The organism is Streptomyces sp. NPDC018045, assembly GCF_044327445.1.
Lineage (GTDB): Bacteria > Actinomycetota > Actinomycetes > Streptomycetales > Streptomycetaceae > Streptomyces.
In genome coordinates this window covers 1-17,558 of sequence record NZ_JBIRFL010000024.1, presented here as the reverse complement: position 1 = coordinate 17,558, position 17,558 = coordinate 1, and the positions used below count along the sequence as shown (strand labels likewise).

Annotated in this window: 19 protein-coding genes; 10 read left to right on the top strand and 9 right to left on the bottom strand. The window is 72.0% G+C overall.

Annotated elements, in window-relative coordinates:
- Positions 1–92: 92 nt before the first annotated feature.
- Positions 93–2,741: an FHA domain-containing protein gene (locus ACH4EB_RS31855; protein ID WP_398351594.1), complete on the top strand. Its 2,649-nt coding sequence runs from the start codon at positions 93–95 to the stop codon at positions 2,739–2,741.
- 92 nt (positions 2,742–2,833) lie between these two features.
- Here the strand turns inward: ACH4EB_RS31855 and ACH4EB_RS31850 are convergent, their stop codons facing one another.
- The 4 genes from ACH4EB_RS31850 to ACH4EB_RS31835 form a co-directional block, all read right to left on the bottom strand.
- On the bottom strand, positions 2,834–3,571 hold the full coding sequence (locus ACH4EB_RS31850) for a transglycosylase SLT domain-containing protein (RefSeq protein WP_398351592.1): 738 nt from the start codon (positions 3,569–3,571) through the stop codon (positions 2,834–2,836).
- A 364-nt stretch (positions 3,572–3,935) separates the two neighbouring features.
- Complete coding sequence (locus ACH4EB_RS31845; RefSeq protein WP_398351591.1) at positions 3,936–4,637, bottom strand: nitroreductase family protein; 702 nt, start codon at positions 4,635–4,637, stop codon at positions 3,936–3,938.
- 16 nt (positions 4,638–4,653) lie between these two features.
- On the bottom strand, positions 4,654–5,772 hold the full coding sequence (locus ACH4EB_RS31840) for an S-adenosylmethionine:tRNA ribosyltransferase-isomerase (RefSeq protein ID WP_398351590.1): 1,119 nt from the start codon (positions 5,770–5,772) through the stop codon (positions 4,654–4,656).
- A complete protein-coding gene (locus tag ACH4EB_RS31835) occupies positions 5,769–6,455 on the bottom strand; it encodes an SDR family NAD(P)-dependent oxidoreductase (RefSeq protein ID WP_398351589.1) in 687 nt (228 codons plus the stop codon). Before ACH4EB_RS31835 ends, ACH4EB_RS31840 begins: the two co-directional genes overlap by 4 nt.
- A 339-nt stretch (positions 6,456–6,794) precedes the next feature.
- Between ACH4EB_RS31835 and ACH4EB_RS31830 the strand changes: the two genes are divergently transcribed.
- The 4 genes from ACH4EB_RS31830 to ACH4EB_RS31815 all read left to right on the top strand — a co-directional run bounded on the left by ACH4EB_RS31830 (position 6,795) and on the right by ACH4EB_RS31815 (position 9,497).
- Positions 6,795–7,970, top strand: a complete 1,176-nt coding sequence (locus ACH4EB_RS31830) for a GAF domain-containing sensor histidine kinase (RefSeq protein ID WP_398351588.1) — start codon at positions 6,795–6,797, stop codon at positions 7,968–7,970.
- An 85-nt stretch (positions 7,971–8,055) separates the two neighbouring features.
- Positions 8,056–8,679, top strand: a complete 624-nt coding sequence (locus tag ACH4EB_RS31825; RefSeq protein WP_398351724.1) for a response regulator — start codon at positions 8,056–8,058, stop codon at positions 8,677–8,679.
- Positions 8,680–8,899: 220 nt separating this feature from the next.
- Positions 8,900–9,139: a chaplin gene (locus ACH4EB_RS31820; RefSeq protein ID WP_398351586.1), complete on the top strand. Its 240-nt coding sequence runs from the start codon at positions 8,900–8,902 to the stop codon at positions 9,137–9,139.
- 112 nt (positions 9,140–9,251) lie between these two features.
- Positions 9,252–9,497: a chaplin family protein gene (locus tag ACH4EB_RS31815; RefSeq protein WP_398351585.1), complete on the top strand. Its 246-nt coding sequence runs from the start codon at positions 9,252–9,254 to the stop codon at positions 9,495–9,497.
- Positions 9,498–9,616: 119 nt separating this feature from the next.
- Here the strand turns inward: ACH4EB_RS31815 and ACH4EB_RS31810 are convergent, their stop codons facing one another.
- The gene (locus ACH4EB_RS31810) at positions 9,617–10,438 is read right to left on the bottom strand and encodes a hypothetical protein (RefSeq protein ID WP_398351584.1); all 822 of its coding nucleotides are present in this window, start codon (positions 10,436–10,438) and stop codon (positions 9,617–9,619) included.
- 107 nt (positions 10,439–10,545) lie between these two features.
- On the opposite strand from ACH4EB_RS31810, the gene ACH4EB_RS31805 reads away from it, so the two are divergent.
- The 4 genes from ACH4EB_RS31805 (at position 10,546) to ACH4EB_RS31790 (ending at position 13,798) form a co-directional block, all read left to right on the top strand.
- The gene (locus ACH4EB_RS31805; RefSeq protein ID WP_398351583.1) at positions 10,546–11,337 is read left to right on the top strand and encodes an ABC transporter ATP-binding protein; all 792 of its coding nucleotides are present in this window, start codon (positions 10,546–10,548) and stop codon (positions 11,335–11,337) included.
- 79 nt (positions 11,338–11,416) lie between these two features.
- Positions 11,417–11,827 carry an NfeD family protein gene (locus ACH4EB_RS31800; protein ID WP_398351723.1) on the top strand — a complete coding sequence of 137 codons (411 nt, stop codon included), beginning with the start codon at positions 11,417–11,419 and terminating at the stop codon, positions 11,825–11,827.
- A gap of 139 nt (positions 11,828–11,966) precedes the next feature.
- Positions 11,967–12,917 carry an SPFH domain-containing protein gene (locus ACH4EB_RS31795; RefSeq protein WP_398351582.1) on the top strand — a complete coding sequence of 317 codons (951 nt, stop codon included), beginning with the start codon at positions 11,967–11,969 and terminating at the stop codon, positions 12,915–12,917.
- A gap of 113 nt (positions 12,918–13,030) precedes the next feature.
- The gene (locus tag ACH4EB_RS31790) at positions 13,031–13,798 is read left to right on the top strand and encodes a sulfite exporter TauE/SafE family protein (protein WP_398351581.1); all 768 of its coding nucleotides are present in this window, start codon (positions 13,031–13,033) and stop codon (positions 13,796–13,798) included.
- A 12-nt stretch (positions 13,799–13,810) separates the two neighbouring features.
- Here the strand turns inward: ACH4EB_RS31790 and ACH4EB_RS31785 are convergent, their stop codons facing one another.
- The 3 genes from ACH4EB_RS31785 to ACH4EB_RS31775 all read right to left on the bottom strand — a co-directional run bounded on the left by ACH4EB_RS31785 (position 13,811) and on the right by ACH4EB_RS31775 (position 16,175).
- Positions 13,811–14,314 (bottom strand): HNH endonuclease, encoded by a 504-nt coding sequence (locus ACH4EB_RS31785; RefSeq protein ID WP_398351580.1) that lies wholly within the window; start codon positions 14,312–14,314, stop codon positions 13,811–13,813.
- Between the two features lie 459 nt (positions 14,315–14,773).
- Positions 14,774–15,313, bottom strand: coding sequence for a YbhB/YbcL family Raf kinase inhibitor-like protein (locus ACH4EB_RS31780; RefSeq protein WP_398351579.1), 540 nt, complete (start codon positions 15,311–15,313; stop codon positions 14,774–14,776).
- Between the two features lie 79 nt (positions 15,314–15,392).
- Positions 15,393–16,175, bottom strand: coding sequence for a sporulation protein (locus tag ACH4EB_RS31775; protein ID WP_398351578.1), 783 nt, complete (start codon positions 16,173–16,175; stop codon positions 15,393–15,395).
- A 184-nt stretch (positions 16,176–16,359) separates the two neighbouring features.
- Here ACH4EB_RS31775 and ACH4EB_RS31770 point away from each other — a divergent pair, with 184 nt between their 5' ends.
- Entirely contained in the window at positions 16,360–17,013 is a 654-nt protein-coding gene (locus ACH4EB_RS31770) for a DNA-3-methyladenine glycosylase (RefSeq protein WP_030021402.1), read from the top strand.
- Between the two features lie 254 nt (positions 17,014–17,267).
- Here ACH4EB_RS31770 and ACH4EB_RS31765 read toward each other — a convergent pair.
- Positions 17,268–17,558, bottom strand: a 291-nt coding sequence (locus ACH4EB_RS31765; RefSeq protein WP_398351577.1) for a hypothetical protein, incomplete at its 5' end; no start/stop codon positions are given.

Below are 17,558 nucleotides of genomic sequence, written 5' to 3'. Positions count from 1 at the left end.
TTTTGGCTCCGGGCACCGCGCCTGAAATAGTTCCTCACGATGTTCGCCATCCCTAGACTTCCCATACAGGGCGTCACTCGGGGGACTATGTAATGGGGCATGGAGTGCCTGAACTCGTACTCGAATTGAACGGACGGACCTGGACGCTCGACCCGTCCCGGTCCTACAGCCTGGGCAGGGATCCGCAGGGTGACGTGGTGCTGGACGACGCCAGGGTCTCCTGGCGGCACGCCACCGTGCGCTGGGGCGGGCGCGGTTGGCTCATCGAAGACCAGGGCAGTACCAACGGCACGTACGTCCAGGGGCGGCGGATCCACCAGTTGGAGATCGGCCCCGGCTCCGCGGTGCATCTCGGCAACGCGACCGACGGCCCGCGGCTGACCCTGTCGGGCAGCGCCGTGCCGGCCGCCGGTGCGCACGGCGCGCCGGCCGCGATGGCGCAGCCGCAGGTCCAGGGCGGCCCGGGCTGGGCCGCACCGCCGCAGGCCCAGCAGCCGCCGGTCCGTCAGGCCCCCGCCCCGCAGGCGCCCGCTCATCAGGCCCCCGCCCACCAGCCGCCGTACCAGGCCCCCGCCCACCAGGCACCGGCCCACCAGGTGCCGCAGCAGGGCTGGAACCAGCGGCCGCAGGCCCCGTACGCCCAGCAGCCGCCGCCCCACGGCGGGCCCGCCGTGGGACAGCGGCCCGCCGCGGCCCAGCAGCCCCCCGCCGACCCGTCCCGCGCCGCCGCCCCGCCGGTCCACGGCGACCGCAGCCCGACCACGTTCCACCGCCTCGACCTGGGCCGCGTCATGCGCATCGGCCGCGCGCTGGAGAACGAGCTGGTCGTCTCCGACCTCCAGGTCTCCCGGCACCACGCCGAGTTCCGGGCCACGCCCGACGGCCGCTTCGAGATCCACGACCTCGGCAGCCACAACGGCACGTACATCAACGGCCAGCCGGTTCCCAGGTCCGGCCGGGCGCCGGTCGGCCCGAACGACATCGTCGGCGTCGGCCACTCCACCTTCCGGCTGGTCGGCGACCGGCTGGAGGAGTTCGTCGACACCGGCGAGGTCTCCTTCTCGGCCCGCCACCTGACCGTCACCGTCGACGGCGGCAAGCAGATCCTCAAGGACGTCTCCTTCGGTGTCCCGGAGAAGTCCCTGGTGGCGGTGATCGGACCGTCCGGTTCCGGCAAGTCCACCCTGCTCAAGGCGCTGACCGGCTACCGGCCCGCCGACCAGGGCGACGTGCTCTACGACAACCGCAACCTCTACAAGCAGTTCGCCGAGCTGCGCCAGCGCATCGGCCTGGTCCCGCAGGACGACATCCTCCACAAGGAGCTGACCGTCCAGAAGGCCCTGAAGTACGCGGCCAAGCTGCGCTTCCCCGGCGACACCGCCGAGGCCGAGCGCACGGCGCGGATCGACGAGGTGCTGCGCGAGCTGAAGCTGGACGTCCACAAGGACAAGAAGGTCACCTCCCTCTCCGGCGGCCAGCGCAAGCGCGTCTCGGTCGCCCTGGAGCTGCTGACCAAGCCGTCCCTGATCTTCCTGGACGAGCCGACCTCCGGCCTCGACCCCGGCATGGACCGCGACGTCATGCAACTGCTGCGCGGCCTGGCCGACGACGGCCGTACGGTCCTGGTGGTCACCCACTCCGTGGCCGAGCTGGCGCTGTGCGACAAGCTGCTGGTGATGGCGCCGGGCGGCGGCGTGGCCTACTTCGGCCCGCCGGAGGAGGCGCTGAACTTCTTCCAGTACGACTCCTGGGCGGACGTCTTCTCCGCCTTCGAGAACTACCGCGACTACGACTGGATGGGCCGCTGGCGCGGCTCCCCGCACTACCAGATGTACGCCGCGGACATCGACGCCGTCGCCCCGCAGTCGGTGTCGGTGCAGGCGCCTTCGGCCCGGATGCAGAAGTCCCAGAGCTGGGGCGCGCAGCTCTGGACCCTGATGCGCCGCTACGTCTCCGTGCTCGCCTCCGACCGCGGCTTCCTCGGCCTGATGCTGATCCTGCCGGCGGTGCTCGGCGTGGTCTCCATCCTCATCCCCAGCCAGCACGGCCTGGGGTACGGGCCCAAGGGGCCCAACCGGGACGCCAGCACGATCATGCTGATCCTCGCGGTCGGCATGTGCTTCTCGGGCGCCGCCAACTCGGTCCGTGAGCTGATCAAGGAGCGGGTCATCTACGAGCGCGAACGGGCCACCGGCCTGTCGCGCTCCGCGTACCTGATGTCCAAGGTGCTCGTGCTCGGTGTGGTCACCGCCGTCCAGGGCGTGATCATCGCGGCGATCGGCTTCACCCCGCGCAAGATGCCCACCGAGGGCGTGCTCTTCACGCACCTGCCGGCCGTCGAGATGGGGCTCGCCGTCATCGCGCTCGGCTTCACCTCGATGATGTTCGGCCTGATCATCTCGGCGCTGGTCAAGACCGCCGAGAAGACCATGCCGCTGCTGGTGATGTTCGCCATCGTGCAGGTGGTCTTCACCGGCGTGCTCTTCCAGCTCTTCGACACGGTCGGCGTCGCCCAGGTGGCGTGGCTGATGCCGTCCCGCTGGGCGGTGGCCGCGATGGGCGCGACCGCCGACATGAACACGCTGCTGCCGTGGGAGGCGGGCAACCCCGACCCGCTGTGGAAGCACGGGGCGAGCGTCTACGCGATGGACATGATCATCCTGCTCGCGCTCGGTGTGGCCCTCGCCTTCGTGGTGGCCCGGCTGCTGCGCCGCCACGAGCCGGAGGTCATGCGCAAGTAGCGCACGGCACGACGACGACCGTCGAGGGGCGGCTCCCGGTGCGGGAGCCGCCCCTCGACGGTCTGCGAACCTGTGCGGCGCGCCGGTCCGGCTCAGTACGCCGAGTTGACGTTGTCCATCGAGCCGTAGGTCGCGGCGGCGTACTTGCACGCGGCGGTGATGTTGGCGACCGGGTCGAAGATGTCCCAGGACGTGCCGTCGACGTGGTACGCCTGGAAGGTCGGGTCGATGACCTGGAGCAGGCCCTTGGACGGGGTGCCCTGCTGCGCGTTGGAGTCGTAGCCGTTGACGGCCTGCGGGTTGCCGGTCGACTCCCGCATGATGTTGCGGTAGATGCCGTCGTACGAGCCGGGGATGCCCTGCTTCTGCATGATGTCCAGCGACTCCCGGATCCAGCCGTCCAGGTCGTTGCTGTACGTCTTGGCCGGCTCGGGGGCGGGCGCGGCGGCGCGGTCGGCGGACCGGCTCGCGGCCTCCTGGCCCTTGCGCTCCTGGTCGGCCTTGGCCTTGGCGTCGGCCTCTTCCTTCGCCTTCGCCTCGTCCTCGGCCTTCTTCTTGGCCTCGGCGGCGTCCTTCTCGGCCTGCTGGGCGGAGGCGTCCGCCTGCTTGCCGATGGTGTCCTGCTGGGTCTTGGCCGCGTTGTCGACCGCGCTGAAGGCGACCGGCTTGACGTTCTGGACGGCAGCCTGGTCGTGGCCCTGCTTGGCGTCGGCCGAGCCCGGAACGACGGCGAAGACCAGGGCGGCGGCACCGGCTGCGGCGACGCCGGCGGCCGAAAGCTTGTGCGTCCGGTTCAGGCGGGCGTAGCCGGGAATGGCGTGCTTGGGCATGGGGGGATCGGACCTCTTCCAACGGGGGTGCGCCGCTGTGGCCGGGAAAGGCGGTGAACGCCGAGTTCTGTCCACGGCGCCGAGCGACGGGAGTCATTGTTAGCGGCCGAAAATTCACCGGGCAAAGAGCCGATTTACGATCCCGCTTAGTGGAACCCGGGGCGCGGATATCGCGTCACCACCGGGTCCCGTCGCCCTCGCGGCCGGGTCCACCCCAGGTATACCCCGCATCATCCAGAAGTCGTACGCATGCCATAAAGCCACTAATGGCGTTCGTAAGTGACGTAGGTCCTATGCGCGGCGTCACACCGGGCAAGAGGTTTACTTGCCCGGTGTGATTGCACCCGCACAGTGTGTCAGTGAATTAGATCTCCACCAGCACCTGGTCCAGGGACTTTCGGACCAGATCCGGTACGCGACAGTCCTGCGCCGGGTAGCCGACCGGAATGACGGCGAATGCCTTCTCGTTCGCCGGCCGCCCCAGCACCTCCTGGAGGAAGCGCATCGGGCTCGGTGTGTGCACCAGCGCCGCCAGGCCCGACAGGTGCAGCGCGGACAGCAGCATCCCCACCGCGATGCCCACCGACTCGTCCACGTAGTAGTGCTTGTGCTTGGTGCCGTCCGGGCCCAGCCAGTACCGCTGCTGGAAGACGACGATCAGATGGGGCGCGTCGGTCAGATGCGGTTTGATCTCGTCCGTGCCCAGCGGCCGCAGCGCCGCCAGCCACTCCTCGCCGAGCCGCCCCGCGTAGGAGGTACGTTCCTCCGCCTCCGCGGCCTCCCGGATGCGCCGCCGTATCTCCGGATCCTTGACCAGGACGAACGTCCACGGCTGCTGATGCGCGCCGGAGGGCGCAGTGGCCGCGCAGGCGATGGCGTCCCGCACCACCTGCTCCGGCACCGGATCGGCGGAGAACTGCCGGACGGTCCGCCGCCGGTCCATCCGCTCGCGCAGCTCGGCGGCGCGGGCCAGCGATTCGCCGGCCGGCATCCGCTCGGGGCGGTACGGCACCGGCCGGTAGGGGTCGCCGTGGGTCGGTGTCCAGTTCCTCGTTGGTGTCGACATGCTCCGAGTCTGGTGCTCAGGACGGCAGCACGAGATGGAGATCGCCGAACTCGTGCCACAGATAGCGGTGCCGTACGGCCTCCGCGTACGCCCGGCACAGCGCGTCACCGAAGGCCGCGCCGCCCGCGGCCGCCCGCCCGACCGCCTCCAGCATCAGCAGGTGCGACGCCTCCGGCTCGTGCAGCCCGGTCAGCAGCCCGTCCACCGCCCGCACCCCGCGCTCCGGAGTGACGACCAGATCGGTCCACCCGGACGCCGCCCGGAGCCGCCCGTCCGCACCGGCGGCGCTCTCCAGCGCCCGCACGGCCGTCGTCCCCACCGCCACCACCCGCCCGCCGCCCGCCCGCGCCGCGTTGATCTGCCACACCGTCGACGGAGGCACCACGAAACGCTCCGGGTACGGCGGCTCGTACGCCTCCGCCGACGCCACCCCCGTGTGCAGCGTCACCGGTGCGATCTGCACGCCCCTGCTCACCAGCCGCGCCACCGACGACGCGGTGAACGGCCGCGCCGCACTCGGCATCTCCGCGCTGCCGCCGCCGTCCGGCGAGCCCACCGCGAACACCGTCTGGTACGCGGACAGCGGCTGGTCCCGGTCCGTGTAGCCGTACCGGATCGGCCGCCCGTGGCGGCGCATGACGTCCAGCACCGGCGCCCCCGTCGCCCGCGCCCACCACAGCCGTACGCTCCCGGGGTCCACCGGCGCCCGCAGCACCAGCCGCGCGCCGCCCGGCAGCCGCACCACCGTGCCCGCCGGACCGCCCGCCCGCTGCCGGGTGCTGCCCCGGCCGTCCGGCGTCCGCAGCTCCACCGCCCAGTCCCCGGCCCCCGCCTCCGGCCGCGGATGGCGCCGGTCCGCCCGCGTCGAGAAGTGCACCACCACCGGCTCGCCGCGGCCCCGCCCGTCCCCGGTCCGGCCGTCCAGCGCCGCCGGCAGGGTGCGCGAGGTGTTCACCACCAGCACGTCCCCGGCCGACAGCAGCCCCGGCAGCTCCCGGAAGGCGTGGTGCGCCGGCTCCGCCGTACCCCGGCTGACCAGGAGCCGCACCGCGTCCCGGCCCCCGCCGGGCGCCCGCTGCTCGACCGGCTCCCGCGCCGACAGCTCCGGCGGCACCCGCAGCACCTCGGCGGTCACCGGGCACCGTCCAGCAGGTCCGGCGCCGCGTACCGCCCGCCGGGCGCCGCGGCGTCCAGCAGCCGCAGCAGCGCCGGTACGACCGTCTCGGGCAGCGGGCGCGCGGAGTCGTCGTCGGTCGGCACGGCCGCCGCGTACAGATCCGTCCGCATGTCACCCGGGTCCACCCACCACACCCGCAGCCCCGGCTCCTCGACCGCCAGCACCGCCGAGAGCTGGTCGAGCGCCGCCTTCGCCGCCCCGTAACCGCCCCAGGTCGCGTACGCCTCGGCCGCCGCGTCGGAGCTGATGTTGAGCACGGCGCCACCGCCGGCACCGGGGCGCGCCTCCGCCAGGCCGGAACCGGCACCCGCCGCCGGCCTGGCGGACTCAGAGCGTTCTGTCCCTATATAAGGGGATGAGTCGTCGCTGTCCCCCGTACGAGAAGAGGCCGAACCCCTCCCGAAAAGCGACGACGCCCGCAACAGCGGCAGCGCCTCCTGTACGAGCCCCAGCGGCGCCACCGCGTTGACCTCCAGCGCCGCCCGCAGCCCGTCGAGCGGCTGCTCCTCCAGCCGCACCAGCGGCTCGGCACCCAGCGCACTCGCGTTGTTCACCAGCAGGTCCAGCCCGCCCAGCCCCCGCGCCGCGGCCACCAGCTCCGCCCGGTGTGCGGCATCCGTCACATCCCCGGGCAGCGCCACCACCCGTGCCCCCCGCCCGGCGCAGCCCCCGCGCCGCCTCCTCCAGCGGCCCGGCCGACCTGGCGTCCACCACCAGATCCCAGCCCCGCCCGGCCAGCGCCGTGCCCAGCGCCCGCCCCAGCCCCTTCGACGCCCCCGTGATGACCGCCACCGGCATGGCCCCCACCGCCTCTCCGCCTCGATGCGTGTCCTTGCCGCTCACGCTAGGAACCGGTCGGCCCCGGCCGCCTCGGGCAGCGGGCGGGCGGACCCAGGGCACTTCGCCCTAGGCCCGCCGACCTAAGAGAGGGCCGCCGGTGGTCCGATCCGGGCGGCCCGGCCCGCCGGTACCGTGAAGCCATGACCAACGGACCGGGAGACGGACACGGGCCGGGAGACGGGCCTGGCGCCGGCATCCCCGCCGTGAGCAGCGCGATCCTCGCCATGAGCCGGCACCTGGAGGTGCGCGACGTGCTCAAGACGATCGTCGCCTCCGCCCGCGAACTGCTCGACGCCGAGTACGCCGCCCTCGGCGTGCCCGACGATCACGGCGGCTTCGCCCAGTTCGTGGTCGACGGCGTCAGCGAGGAGCAGTGGAAGGCCATCGGCCCGCTGCCGCGTCAGCACGGCATCCTCGCCGCCATGCTGCACAACGCCACCCCGGAACGGCTCGCCGACGTCCGCGCCGACCCCCGCTTCGGCGGCTGGCCCGCCGCCCACCCGGACATGTCCGACTTCATCGGCCTGCCGGTCGCCGACGGCGACGAGATCCTCGGCGCGCTCTTCCTCGCCAACAAGAAGTGCCCCAAGCCCGCGGGCGGCTGCGGCTTCACCGCCGAGGACGAACGGCTGCTCGGCATACTCGCCCAGCACGCCGCCATCGCCCTGACCAACGCCCGCCTCTACGAGCGCAGCCGCGAACTGACCATCGCGGGGGAGCGCGCCCGCCTCGCCCACGAACTGCACGACGCCGTCGCCCAGAAACTCTTCTCGCTGCGGCTCACCGCACAGGCCGCCACCGCCCTGGTGGACCGCGACCCGGCGCGCGCCAAGGACGAGTTGCAGCAGGTCGCCGCCCTCGCCGCGGAGGCTGCCGACGAACTGCGCGCCGCCGTCGTAGAGTTGCGGCCCGCCGCCCTGGACGAGGACGGCCTCGTCGCCACCCTGCGCTCCCAGACCCAGGTCCTGGACCGCGCCCACCACGCACACGTCACCTTCCAGGCCCGGGGCGTACGGGCGCTGCCCGCCGCCCAGGAGGAAGCCCTGCTGCGCGTCGCCCAGGAGGCCCTGCACAACGCCCTGCGGCACGCCGGCGCCGACCGCGTCGAGGTGACCCTCGTACGGCACGGCCAGGGCGCCCTGCTGCGCGTCGCCGACGACGGCCGCGGCTTCGACACCGGCGCGGTCCGCAGGGCCGGCCGTCACCTGGGCCTGGTGTCGATGCGTGACCGGGCGAGCGGCGTCGGCGGCCGGCTCACCGTGGAATCGGAGCCCGGCAAGGGCACCGCTGTCGAGATGGAGGTACCCGGTGGGTGACACGAAGAGAGGCAGCGTCCCCCCGGACGACGTCCGGGAGAGCTCCGGACGGAGGGAGACGGCGGGCGACGGACGGGCCATCAGGGTGCTGCTGGTCGACGACCACCAGGTCGTCCGCCGTGGGCTGCGCACGTTCCTGGAGGTCCAGGACGACATCGAGGTGGTGGGGGAGGCGTCCGACGGCGCCGAGGGCATCGCCGCCGCCGAGCAACTGCGCCCCGACGTCGTCCTGATGGACGTCAAGATGCCGGGCATGGACGGCATCGAAGCCCTCCGCAAGCTGCGCGAACTGGACAACCCGGCCCGCGTGCTGGTGGTCACCAGCTTCACCGAGCAGCGCACCGTCGTCCCGGCGCTCCGCGCGGGCGCCGCGGGCTACGTCTACAAGGACGTCGACCCGGACGCGCTGGCCGGCGCCATCCGTTCCGTACACGCCGGGCACGTCCTGCTCCAGCCCGAGGTCGCCGGCGCCCTCCTCTCCCAGGAGGAGGGCAACAACGGCCAGGGGCGCGGCACTTCCCTGACCGACCGGGAGCGCGAGGTGCTCGCCCTGATAGCGGACGGCCGCTCCAACCGCGAGATCGCCCGCGCCCTGGTGCTCTCCGAAAAGACGGTCAAGACCCACGTGTCCAACATCCTCATGAAGCTGGACCTGGCCGACCGCACCCAGGCCGCCCTCTGGGCCGTCAGGCACGGCATCGGGGCCTGAGGCCTGTGGGGCCGGGCGGGGGCCCCGGCCCCGGACACCGGCGGTGATCCGACTGTCAGGACACGGGTATCAGGGCAGGGACCGGTTCGCCGTCATCCGATCCTAGATTCATACCGTCGGGTGTACGTCACCCGTCCGGCGCAACCCGTCCGGTGTCCGGCCGTTCTCCATGACGTGCCGCGGAAGTCGACCGCGGCCGTCGTCAGGAGAGGTCAGAGAAGTGAAGAACATCAAGAGGGCCGTGGCCGTCACGATCGCGACGGGCGGGCTCGCCGTCGCCGGTGCCGGTATCGCCTCCGCCCAGGGCGTCGCGCAGGGCCACGCCGTGAACTCCCCCGGTGTCGCCTCCGGCAACCTGCTCCAGGTCCCGGTGCACGTCCCGGTCAACGTCACCGGCAACACCGTCACGGTCATCGGCGCCCTGAACCCGGCCTCCGGGAACCAGAGCCACAACTCCTGACCGCCGCCGTGCGACGGGCCGGCCCGGCCACCCACCCCCGACGGGCCGCCCGAGCCGCGCACCCGATGACCACCACCCCACGGCCCCGCGCCGCTACGTGAGGAACACTTCCATGAACACCGCCAAGAAGGCCGCTCTCGTTCTGGCCACCGCCGGCCTGGCCGCCGGCGCCGCTGCCGGCACCGCGTCCGCCACGGGGCACGCGCACGCCAACGGCGCGGTCACCAAGTCCCCCGGCGTCCTCTCGGGCAACCTCGTGCAGGTGCCCGTGAACGTGCCCGTCAACGTCTCGGGCAACACCATCGACGTCGTGGGCGTCCTCAACCCGGCCCACCACAACGCCGCCGTGAACCACTGACCCACGGCACCCCGGACCGCGTCAGTACACGCGTCTCCCCAACAGGCCCCGTCCGTCCACGCCATGGCCGGCCGGGGCCTTCCCCTGCGGGCGGCCCGGCCCGCACCGGGACGAGCCCCTCACCTCCGTCGCCGCTCGACCTCCTCCACATACGCGTTGTACGCCGCCACCTGCGCCCGCCGGGCCGTACGCTCCACCGGACGCAGCGCCTCGGCCCGCGCCGCCATCTCGGACGCGCTCACCGCACCGCCGTGCTCCCGACCGTCCCCGCCGGCGCCCCGCGCGATGCCGATGAGCGCGCCGACCCGCTGCGCCAGCTCCAGCACCCGCACCGCCCGCGGCGGATAACCGGGCGCCAGCACCTGCCGCCCCGCCTCGGCCCGCGCGCGGTACGCCTCCAGCGCCGCCTGCGCGACCGGCCCGGAACCCGCCACGTCCAGCCGGGAGAGCACCTCGGTCGCCTCCCGCAGCGCCTCCGCCAGCTCCCGCTCCGCCTCGCCGAGCGAGGGCACGTCCGCCGGGGGCGCCTCCCGAACCGGCAGGCAGTGCCAGACCACCTCGACATGCACGTCCTCGCGGGCGAGCGCGGCGCCCTCGGGGCCCGACTCCCACACCTCCGGGACGAGCCCGAGCCCCGCCCCGGACGCCAGCACCGCCTCCTCGGCCTCCATCGCCCGCGCATTGAACTCCGCGGGACCGCTCAGCCCCAGCGGATGCCCCGGCACCGGCAGCGCCACCCGCAGGCCCGTGGCCCCCAGCGCCCGCAGCCGCCCCAGCGCGAGCGTCAGCCCCGCCGGGCCCGGCTCCCCGGGCAGGTCCCGCACGCGGTGCACCGCGTCGTCGTCCGCGATCCGCTGCGCGGCTTCATCAGGTGAGACAAGCCCGGCCAACAGGGCATTTCCCCATGCGGCCAGCCGTCCCGAACGAGGTTCATCGAGCATGTCCCCAGCCTAAGGACAGGCACTGACATCGAGTGGCGTAGGTTTGCAGGGGGGATGCGCCCACAGGCGCACGAGACGACCGATATGCAATGGGAGACAACGCGCTCATGAGCGATGTGCTGGAGCTGGTGGACGTATCCGTGGTCCGCGAAGGACGGGCTCTGGTGGACCAGGTCTCCTGGTCGGTCAAGGAGGGGGAGCGCTGGGTCATCCTCGGCCCCAACGGCGCCGGCAAGACCACCCTCCTCAACGTCGCTTCCAGCTACCTCTTCCCGAGCACCGGGACCGCCTCGATCCTCGGCGAGACCCTCGGCAAGGTCGACGTCTTCGACCTGCGCCCGCGCATCGGCGTGGCCGGCATCGCCCTCGCCGACAAGCTGCCGCGCAGCCAGACCGTCCTGCAGACCGTGCTCACCGCCGCGTACGGCATGACCGCCGGCTGGCGCGAGCAGTACGAGGACATCGACGAGCAGCGCGCCCGCGCCTTCCTCGACCGCCTCGGCATGAACGACTACCTCGACCGGAAGTTCGGCACGCTCTCCGAGGGCGAGCGCAAGCGCACCCTCATCGCCCGCGCGATGATGACCGACCCCGAACTGCTCCTCCTCGACGAGCCCGCGGCCGGCCTCGACCTCGGCGGCCGCGAGGACCTCGTACGCCGCCTCGGCCGGCTCGCCCGCGACCCGTACGCCCCCTCCATGATCATGGTCACGCACCACGTCGAGGAGATCCCGCCGGGCTTCACCCATGTCCTGATGATCCGCCAGGGCAAGATCCTGTCCGCCGGACCGCTCGACCTGGAGCTGACCTCCGGCAACCTCTCCCGCTGCTTCGGCCTGCCGCTGGTCGTCGAGCGCAACGGCGACCGCTGGACCGCCCAGGGCCTGCCGCTTTCCTGACCCCGCCGCCGCCTTCCTGACCGGACGGCCCCTGTCCCGGGCCGTCCGGCGGATCTACCATGAAGGCGTGGATTCATGGGTGTGGTGGCTCATCGCCGCCGTAGGTCTGGGCATTCCGCTCGTCGTGACCGCGATGCCCGAGTTCGGGATGCTCGCGGTCGGTGCCGTCGCCGGCGCCGTCACCGCGGGCCTCGGCGGGGGCACGGTCATGCAGTTCATCGTCTTCGCCGCCGTCTCGGTGGCCCTCATCGCGGTGGTCCGCCCCATCGCCAACCGTCACCGGACCCAACGCCCGCAACTGGCCTCGGGGATCGACGCCCTCAAGGGCCGCTCCGCCACGGTCCTGGAGCGGGTCGACGCGGCCGGCGGCCGGGTCAAGCTGGGCGGCGAGATCTGGTCCGCCCGCGCGCTGGACGCGGATCAGATCTACGAGCCGGGCCAGAAGGTGGACGTGGTGGAGATCGAGGGTGCCACCGCGGTCGTCATGTGAGCGTTCAAGCCAGTCGTCGTACGAGCGCACGGATGAGGCGAACCGCCAGCGCGCCGGCCCGTCGCTCTGAAAGACTCGATCAAGACAGGGTCGGCCCAGGCCGCCGCAACCAGTAACCGAGGGGTACCGGGGAGCCGCAGTGCAACCGATCATCATCGTCCTGATCATCCTGGTGGTGCTCGTTTTCATCGCACTCATCAAAACGATCCAGGTCATCCCCCAGGCCAGCGCCGCCATCGTCGAGCGCTTCGGCCGCTACACCCGCACCCTGAACGCGGGCCTGAACATCGTCGTCCCGTTCATCGACTCCATCCGCAACCGCATCGACCTGCGCGAACAGGTCGTGCCGTTCCCGCCGCAGCCGGTGATCACCCAGGACAACCTGGTCGTGAACATCGACACCGTCATCTACTACCAGGTCACCGACGCGCGCGCCGCGACGTACGAGGTCGCCAGCTACATCCAGGCGATCGAGCAGCTCACCGTCACGACCCTGCGCAACATCATCGGTGGCATGGACCTGGAGCGGACCCTGACCTCCCGCGAGGAGATCAACGCGGCACTGCGCGGCGTCCTGGACGAGGCCACCGGCAAGTGGGGCATCCGCGTCAACCGCGTCGAACTGAAAGCGATCGAGCCGCCGACCTCCATCCAGGACTCGATGGAGAAGCAGATGCGCGCCGACCGTGACAAGCGCGCCGCGATCCTCCAGGCCGAAGGTGTCCGGCAGTCCCAGATCCTCACCGCCGAAGGTGAGAAGCAGTCCTCAATCCTGCGCGCCGAAGGTGAGGCCAAGGCCGCCGCACTGCGCGCCGAGGGCGAGGCGCAGGCGATCCGGGTGGTCTTCGAGTCCATCCACGCCGGCGACCCGGACCAGAAGCTGCTGTCCTACCAGTACCTCCAGATGCTGCCGAAGATCGCCGAAGGCGACGCCAACAAGCTCTGGATCGTGCCCAGCGAGATCGGCGACGCCCTCAAGGGCCTGGGCGGCGCCATCAACAGCTTCAACCCCGCGGGCGGCGGCGCGCCGGCCGGCGGCCCCGGCATGACCAAGGCCGGACCGCACCGCGAGCAGCCGACCATCGACTGACCCGGCCTCCACCAGGGCCCGTCCCCGGCAGCGCACACGAAGCGCTGTCCCCGGGGGCGGGCCCTGGTGCATGATCGGGACGGCCCGTACCGATCATGCACCAGGGAGCCCGTATGACCGTCTGGGAAGCACTCGCCGTCTTCGCGGCGGGCGGCGCCGCCGGCGCGATCAACGTCGTCGTCGGCTCCGGGACCCTGATCACCTTCCCGGTCCTGCTGGCCACCGGCCTGCCCCCGGTCACCGCCAACGTCTCCAACTCCCTGGGCCTGGTACCCGGTTCCCTCAGCGGCGCCATCGGCTACCGTCGCGAACTGGCCGGCCAGGGGCGCCGCGTCCTGCGCTTCGCCGTCGCCGCCCTGACCGGCGGCCTGATCGGCGCGGCCCTGCTCCTGGCCCTGCCCTCCGACGCCTTCGACGCGATCGTGCCCGTCCTGATCGCCGTGGCCCTCGTCCTCGTCGTCGTCCAGCCCCGCCTCGCCGCCGCGCTGCGCGCCCGCCGCGAACGCAACGGCACCACCGCCCGCCCGGACGGTGGTGCCCTGCTGCTGACCGGCCTGTTCCTCGCGAGCATCTACGGCGGCTACTTCGGCGCCGCCCAAGGAGTCATCTACCTTTCCCTGATGGGCCTGCTGCTCAGCGAGGACCTGCAACGTCTCAACGCCGTCAAGAACGTCCTGTCCCTGTTCGTCAACGGCGTCGCCGCGATCTTCTTCCTCTTCGCCGCGCGCTTCGACTGGCTCGCCGTCGTCCTCATCGCCACCGGCTCGGCCCTCGGCGGCCTGATCGGCGCCAGAATAGGCCGCCGGCTGCCACCGGCCGTCCTGCGCGGCGTGATCGTCGCCGTCGGCATCGCGGCGATCACCCAACTGCTGCTGGACTGACCCCCGGCAGCGCTACGCGGGCAGCCCCAGCCACTGCGGCAGCTCCTCCCGTACGGCGCCGGCCAGCGTCGCCACCAGCGCGTCGGCGGGCGTCGGCTCGAACGGCCGGGTCAGCAGCCGCATCCCCGCCTGCTCCGGCGTCCGGTCCGCCTTACGGTGATTGTCCTCGGCGCAGGACGCGACCGTGTTCAGCCAGGTGTCCCCGCCGCCGCGCGATCGCGGCACGACGTGGTCCACGGTCGTCGCCCGCCGTCCGCAGTACGCGCACCGGTGCTGGTCACGCACCAGCACACCCCGCCGCGACCACGCCGCCCGTCTTCGGAACGGCACCCGTACGTACCGGCTCAGCCGGATCACCCGCGGCACCGGTACGTCCACCGCCGCCGCCCGGATCCGCAGCCCCGGATGCGCCTGCTCGACCACGGCCTTGTCCTGCATGACCAGTACCACCGCGCGCCGCAGCGACACCGTCGCCAGCGGCTCGAAGCTCGCGTTGAGCACCAGTGTCTCGCGCATCCCGTCCACCTCCCGGTCCCCGTTCGCCGCTCTGCGAAGTGGCTCCACTGTGCAGCTCCAGTGATCCCCTGGACAACGCAATTTCCGCACGTCACAAGGGAGATGGGAGATGACGGGGAGGTGAAGGTACGGGTGTGCGAAAGGGGCGGAAGGAAGCCCGCCACGGCGCGGAACGGCCGGCGCGCTCCGGGGCCCCGCCCCCGTGCGTACACCGGGGCCCCGGAGCGGTACGGCAGCCGACGCGGTCGTCCGACACGAGTGCGGACTCCGGCAGGCGGCCGGCGACACACCTGCGCCCCGCCACCCCCGCCGCTGCGGTACCGGCTGCCCGACGGCCGTACTGAGCCGTTGGCCGACCATGCACCACTGTGCGAGCGGAAGCGCCGGGGCGCAACGGATTTAAGGCCGGTATCCGTACCCCGGCCGGGAACGGCCAGGGCCGGAACACCGGCCCGCTGCTCAGCTCTCGGCCGGCACCTCGTACTCACCGATCAGTTGCGCCCGCCCGATCGCGTGGAACCGCAGGTTGAAGCCGACCACGGCCGGCGTCGCGTCCGCGTCCGGGCCCAGCTTGTCCTGGTCCACCGCGTACACGGTGAAGACGTAGCGGTGCGGCCCGTCACCGGGCGGCGGCGCCGCACCCGTGAAGTCCCGCGACCCCGCGTCGTTGCGTACGTGGACGGCGCCCGCCGGCAGCCCCTTCATGTCGCCGCTGCCGGCACCGGCGGGCAGCTCGGTGACCGACGCGGGGATGTCGAACACCGTCCAGTGCCAGAAACCGCTGCCGGTCGGCGCGTCCGGGTCGAAGCAGGTGACCGCGTAACTGCGGGTCCCCTCCGGCGCCCCCTCCCACCGCAGGTGCGGCGAGGTGTTGCCCTCCGCCTGCACCTGCGCCGACGGGAGCGTCCCGCCGTCGGTCACCTCGTCGCTCACCACGGTGAACCCGGCCACCGGCGGATGGAAATCGTGCGGGAGCGGCCGGCGCTTGAGCTCGGACACCTGGGCACCTCCTGAGTCGCGAATGGACACCTGTCCGGCCAGGTTAGAGCCTGTCCGACCGGGGCCGGGACACCGGCTCTCAGAGCCAGTTCCGCTTGCCGCCGACCTCGGCCAGCCACTGGTTGAGGTAACCCGCCCAGTCGGTCGCCTGATAGCCGTCCAGCGGCATGACGAACGAGCGGTACGTGTCGCTTCCCTCGCTGAAGAGCCCCGGCTTCTTGTCCATCTCCAGCACCACGTCCATCTCCCGGTCGTCCGCCACGAAGGACAGCTCGACCTGGTTCAGACCGCGGTACTGCTGCGGCGCGTGGAACTCGATCTCCTGGTAGAACGGCAGCCGCTGCCGGGTGCCACGGATGTGCCCCTGCTCCAGGTCCGCGCCCTTGAACCGGAACCCGAGGCGGCCGAAGGCGTCCAGCAGGGCCTGCTGCGCGGGCAGCGGATGGACGTTGACCGGGTCGAGGTCGCCGGAGTCCACCGCACGGGCGATCGCCAGCTCCGTGCTCACCCCGACGTGCATCCCGTGGAGCTGCTGCCCGAGGAACGTCGTCACCGGCGTCTCCCACGGGATCTCCAGCCCGAAGGGCACCGTGTGCACCGCGCCGGCCTGCACCTCGAAGGCCCCGCCGAGCCGCAGCTCGGTGAACTCGACGTCCCGCTTGTACTCCTCCTCGCCGCTCTCCACCTCCACCCGCGCCTGGAGGCCCACCGACAGCCCCTCGATCCGCTGGGCGACCGACCCGCCCTGGATGCGCACCTCGCCCTGCACGACCCCGCCCGGTACGACGTTCTCCTCGAAGAGCACCGTCTCCACCGACGCGCCGCCGGCCCCCAAGCTGGCCAGCAGCTTCTTGAACCCCATGCTCGTTCCTCCCCAGGCAGACGCCTGTGCCTCGTGTGATGCGCCGTGATCGCGGCCCGGTCCGTCAGCTACCCACGCCGGGCGGCGCCGGCCGGTTCCGTGAGCGACACCTTCCCAACGGAACGCCCCGGGAGCCAGTCGCGCACCCGATGCTTCGGATCGCTCTCCGTTACCCTTGATCCGCATGATCGTCGCACCGGACCGCCGACCGCTCACGCGGGATTTCTTCGACCGTCCCGTCCTGGACGTCGCGCCTGAGCTGCTCGGCCGCACCCTCGTACGCCGCACCCCGCAGGGGCCGATCGAACTGCGCATCACCGAGGTCGAGGCCTACAACGGCTCCTCGGACCCGGGCTCCCACGCCTACCGGGGACGCACCGCGCGCAACGCCTCGATGTTCGGACCGCCCGGCCACGCGTACGTGTATTTCATCTACGGCATGTGGTTCAGCCTCAACCTGGTCTGCAACAAGGAGGACACCGCCAGCGGTGTCCTGCTGCGGGCCGGCGAAGTGCTCACCGGAACACAGCAGGCGGCCGAACGCCGCCCGAAGGCACGCAACGCCCGTGAACTGGCCAAGGGCCCGGCCCGGCTCGCCACCGCCCTCGACATCGACCGCTCCCTGGACGGTACGGACATCTGCTCCACCGATCCGGATCAGCCGCTCACCGTCCTGCACGGCCACCCGGCGGACGCCGCCGAAGTGCTCAACGGACCGCGTACGGGCATCAGCGGCGAGGGTGCCGCGCACCCGTGGCGCTTCTGGATCGACGGCGATCCCACCGTCAGCCCGTACCGGGCGCACGTGCCGCGCAAGCGCCGGAGCAGGGCTGCTTGACTCTGCCCTCCGGACCGCCTAACGTGGCCCGAGCCGCTTGACACGGGCAGCGCTGTCTGCGCGGGCCGCCGAGCGACGCGAACCCACTACCTACGAATGATCACCCCGGCGGGGTCACGTTTCGCTTGCCGAAATTCGACACCTCGACGTGTTGATGCACCGCGCCGGAATTCATTCGCAGGAGTGGTCATGCCGAAAGGCGTGACGCCCCGCCGACGGGGCATCGGAAACGAAATCGGTCCGGTAACGGACCGCTAATCGGATCTGATAATGTCGGCAGCGCCGGAAAGCGAAAGCCGGAAGGCCGCCCCGCTCCAGCAGGGACCGGATACGGAAAAGGCGGAAACGCCGAACGGGTCTGGTAAGGTTGGAACCGCGAAGAAGCCGAAAGGCCGAAACGCACCGGCGGAAATCAGGACCGCGAGGATCTGATAGAGTCGGAAACGCAAGACCGAAGGGAAGCGCCCGGAGAGCCTGGTGAGACAGGCGCAAAGGAAGCGTCCGTTCCTTGAGAACTCAACAGCGTGCCAAAAGTCAACGCCAGA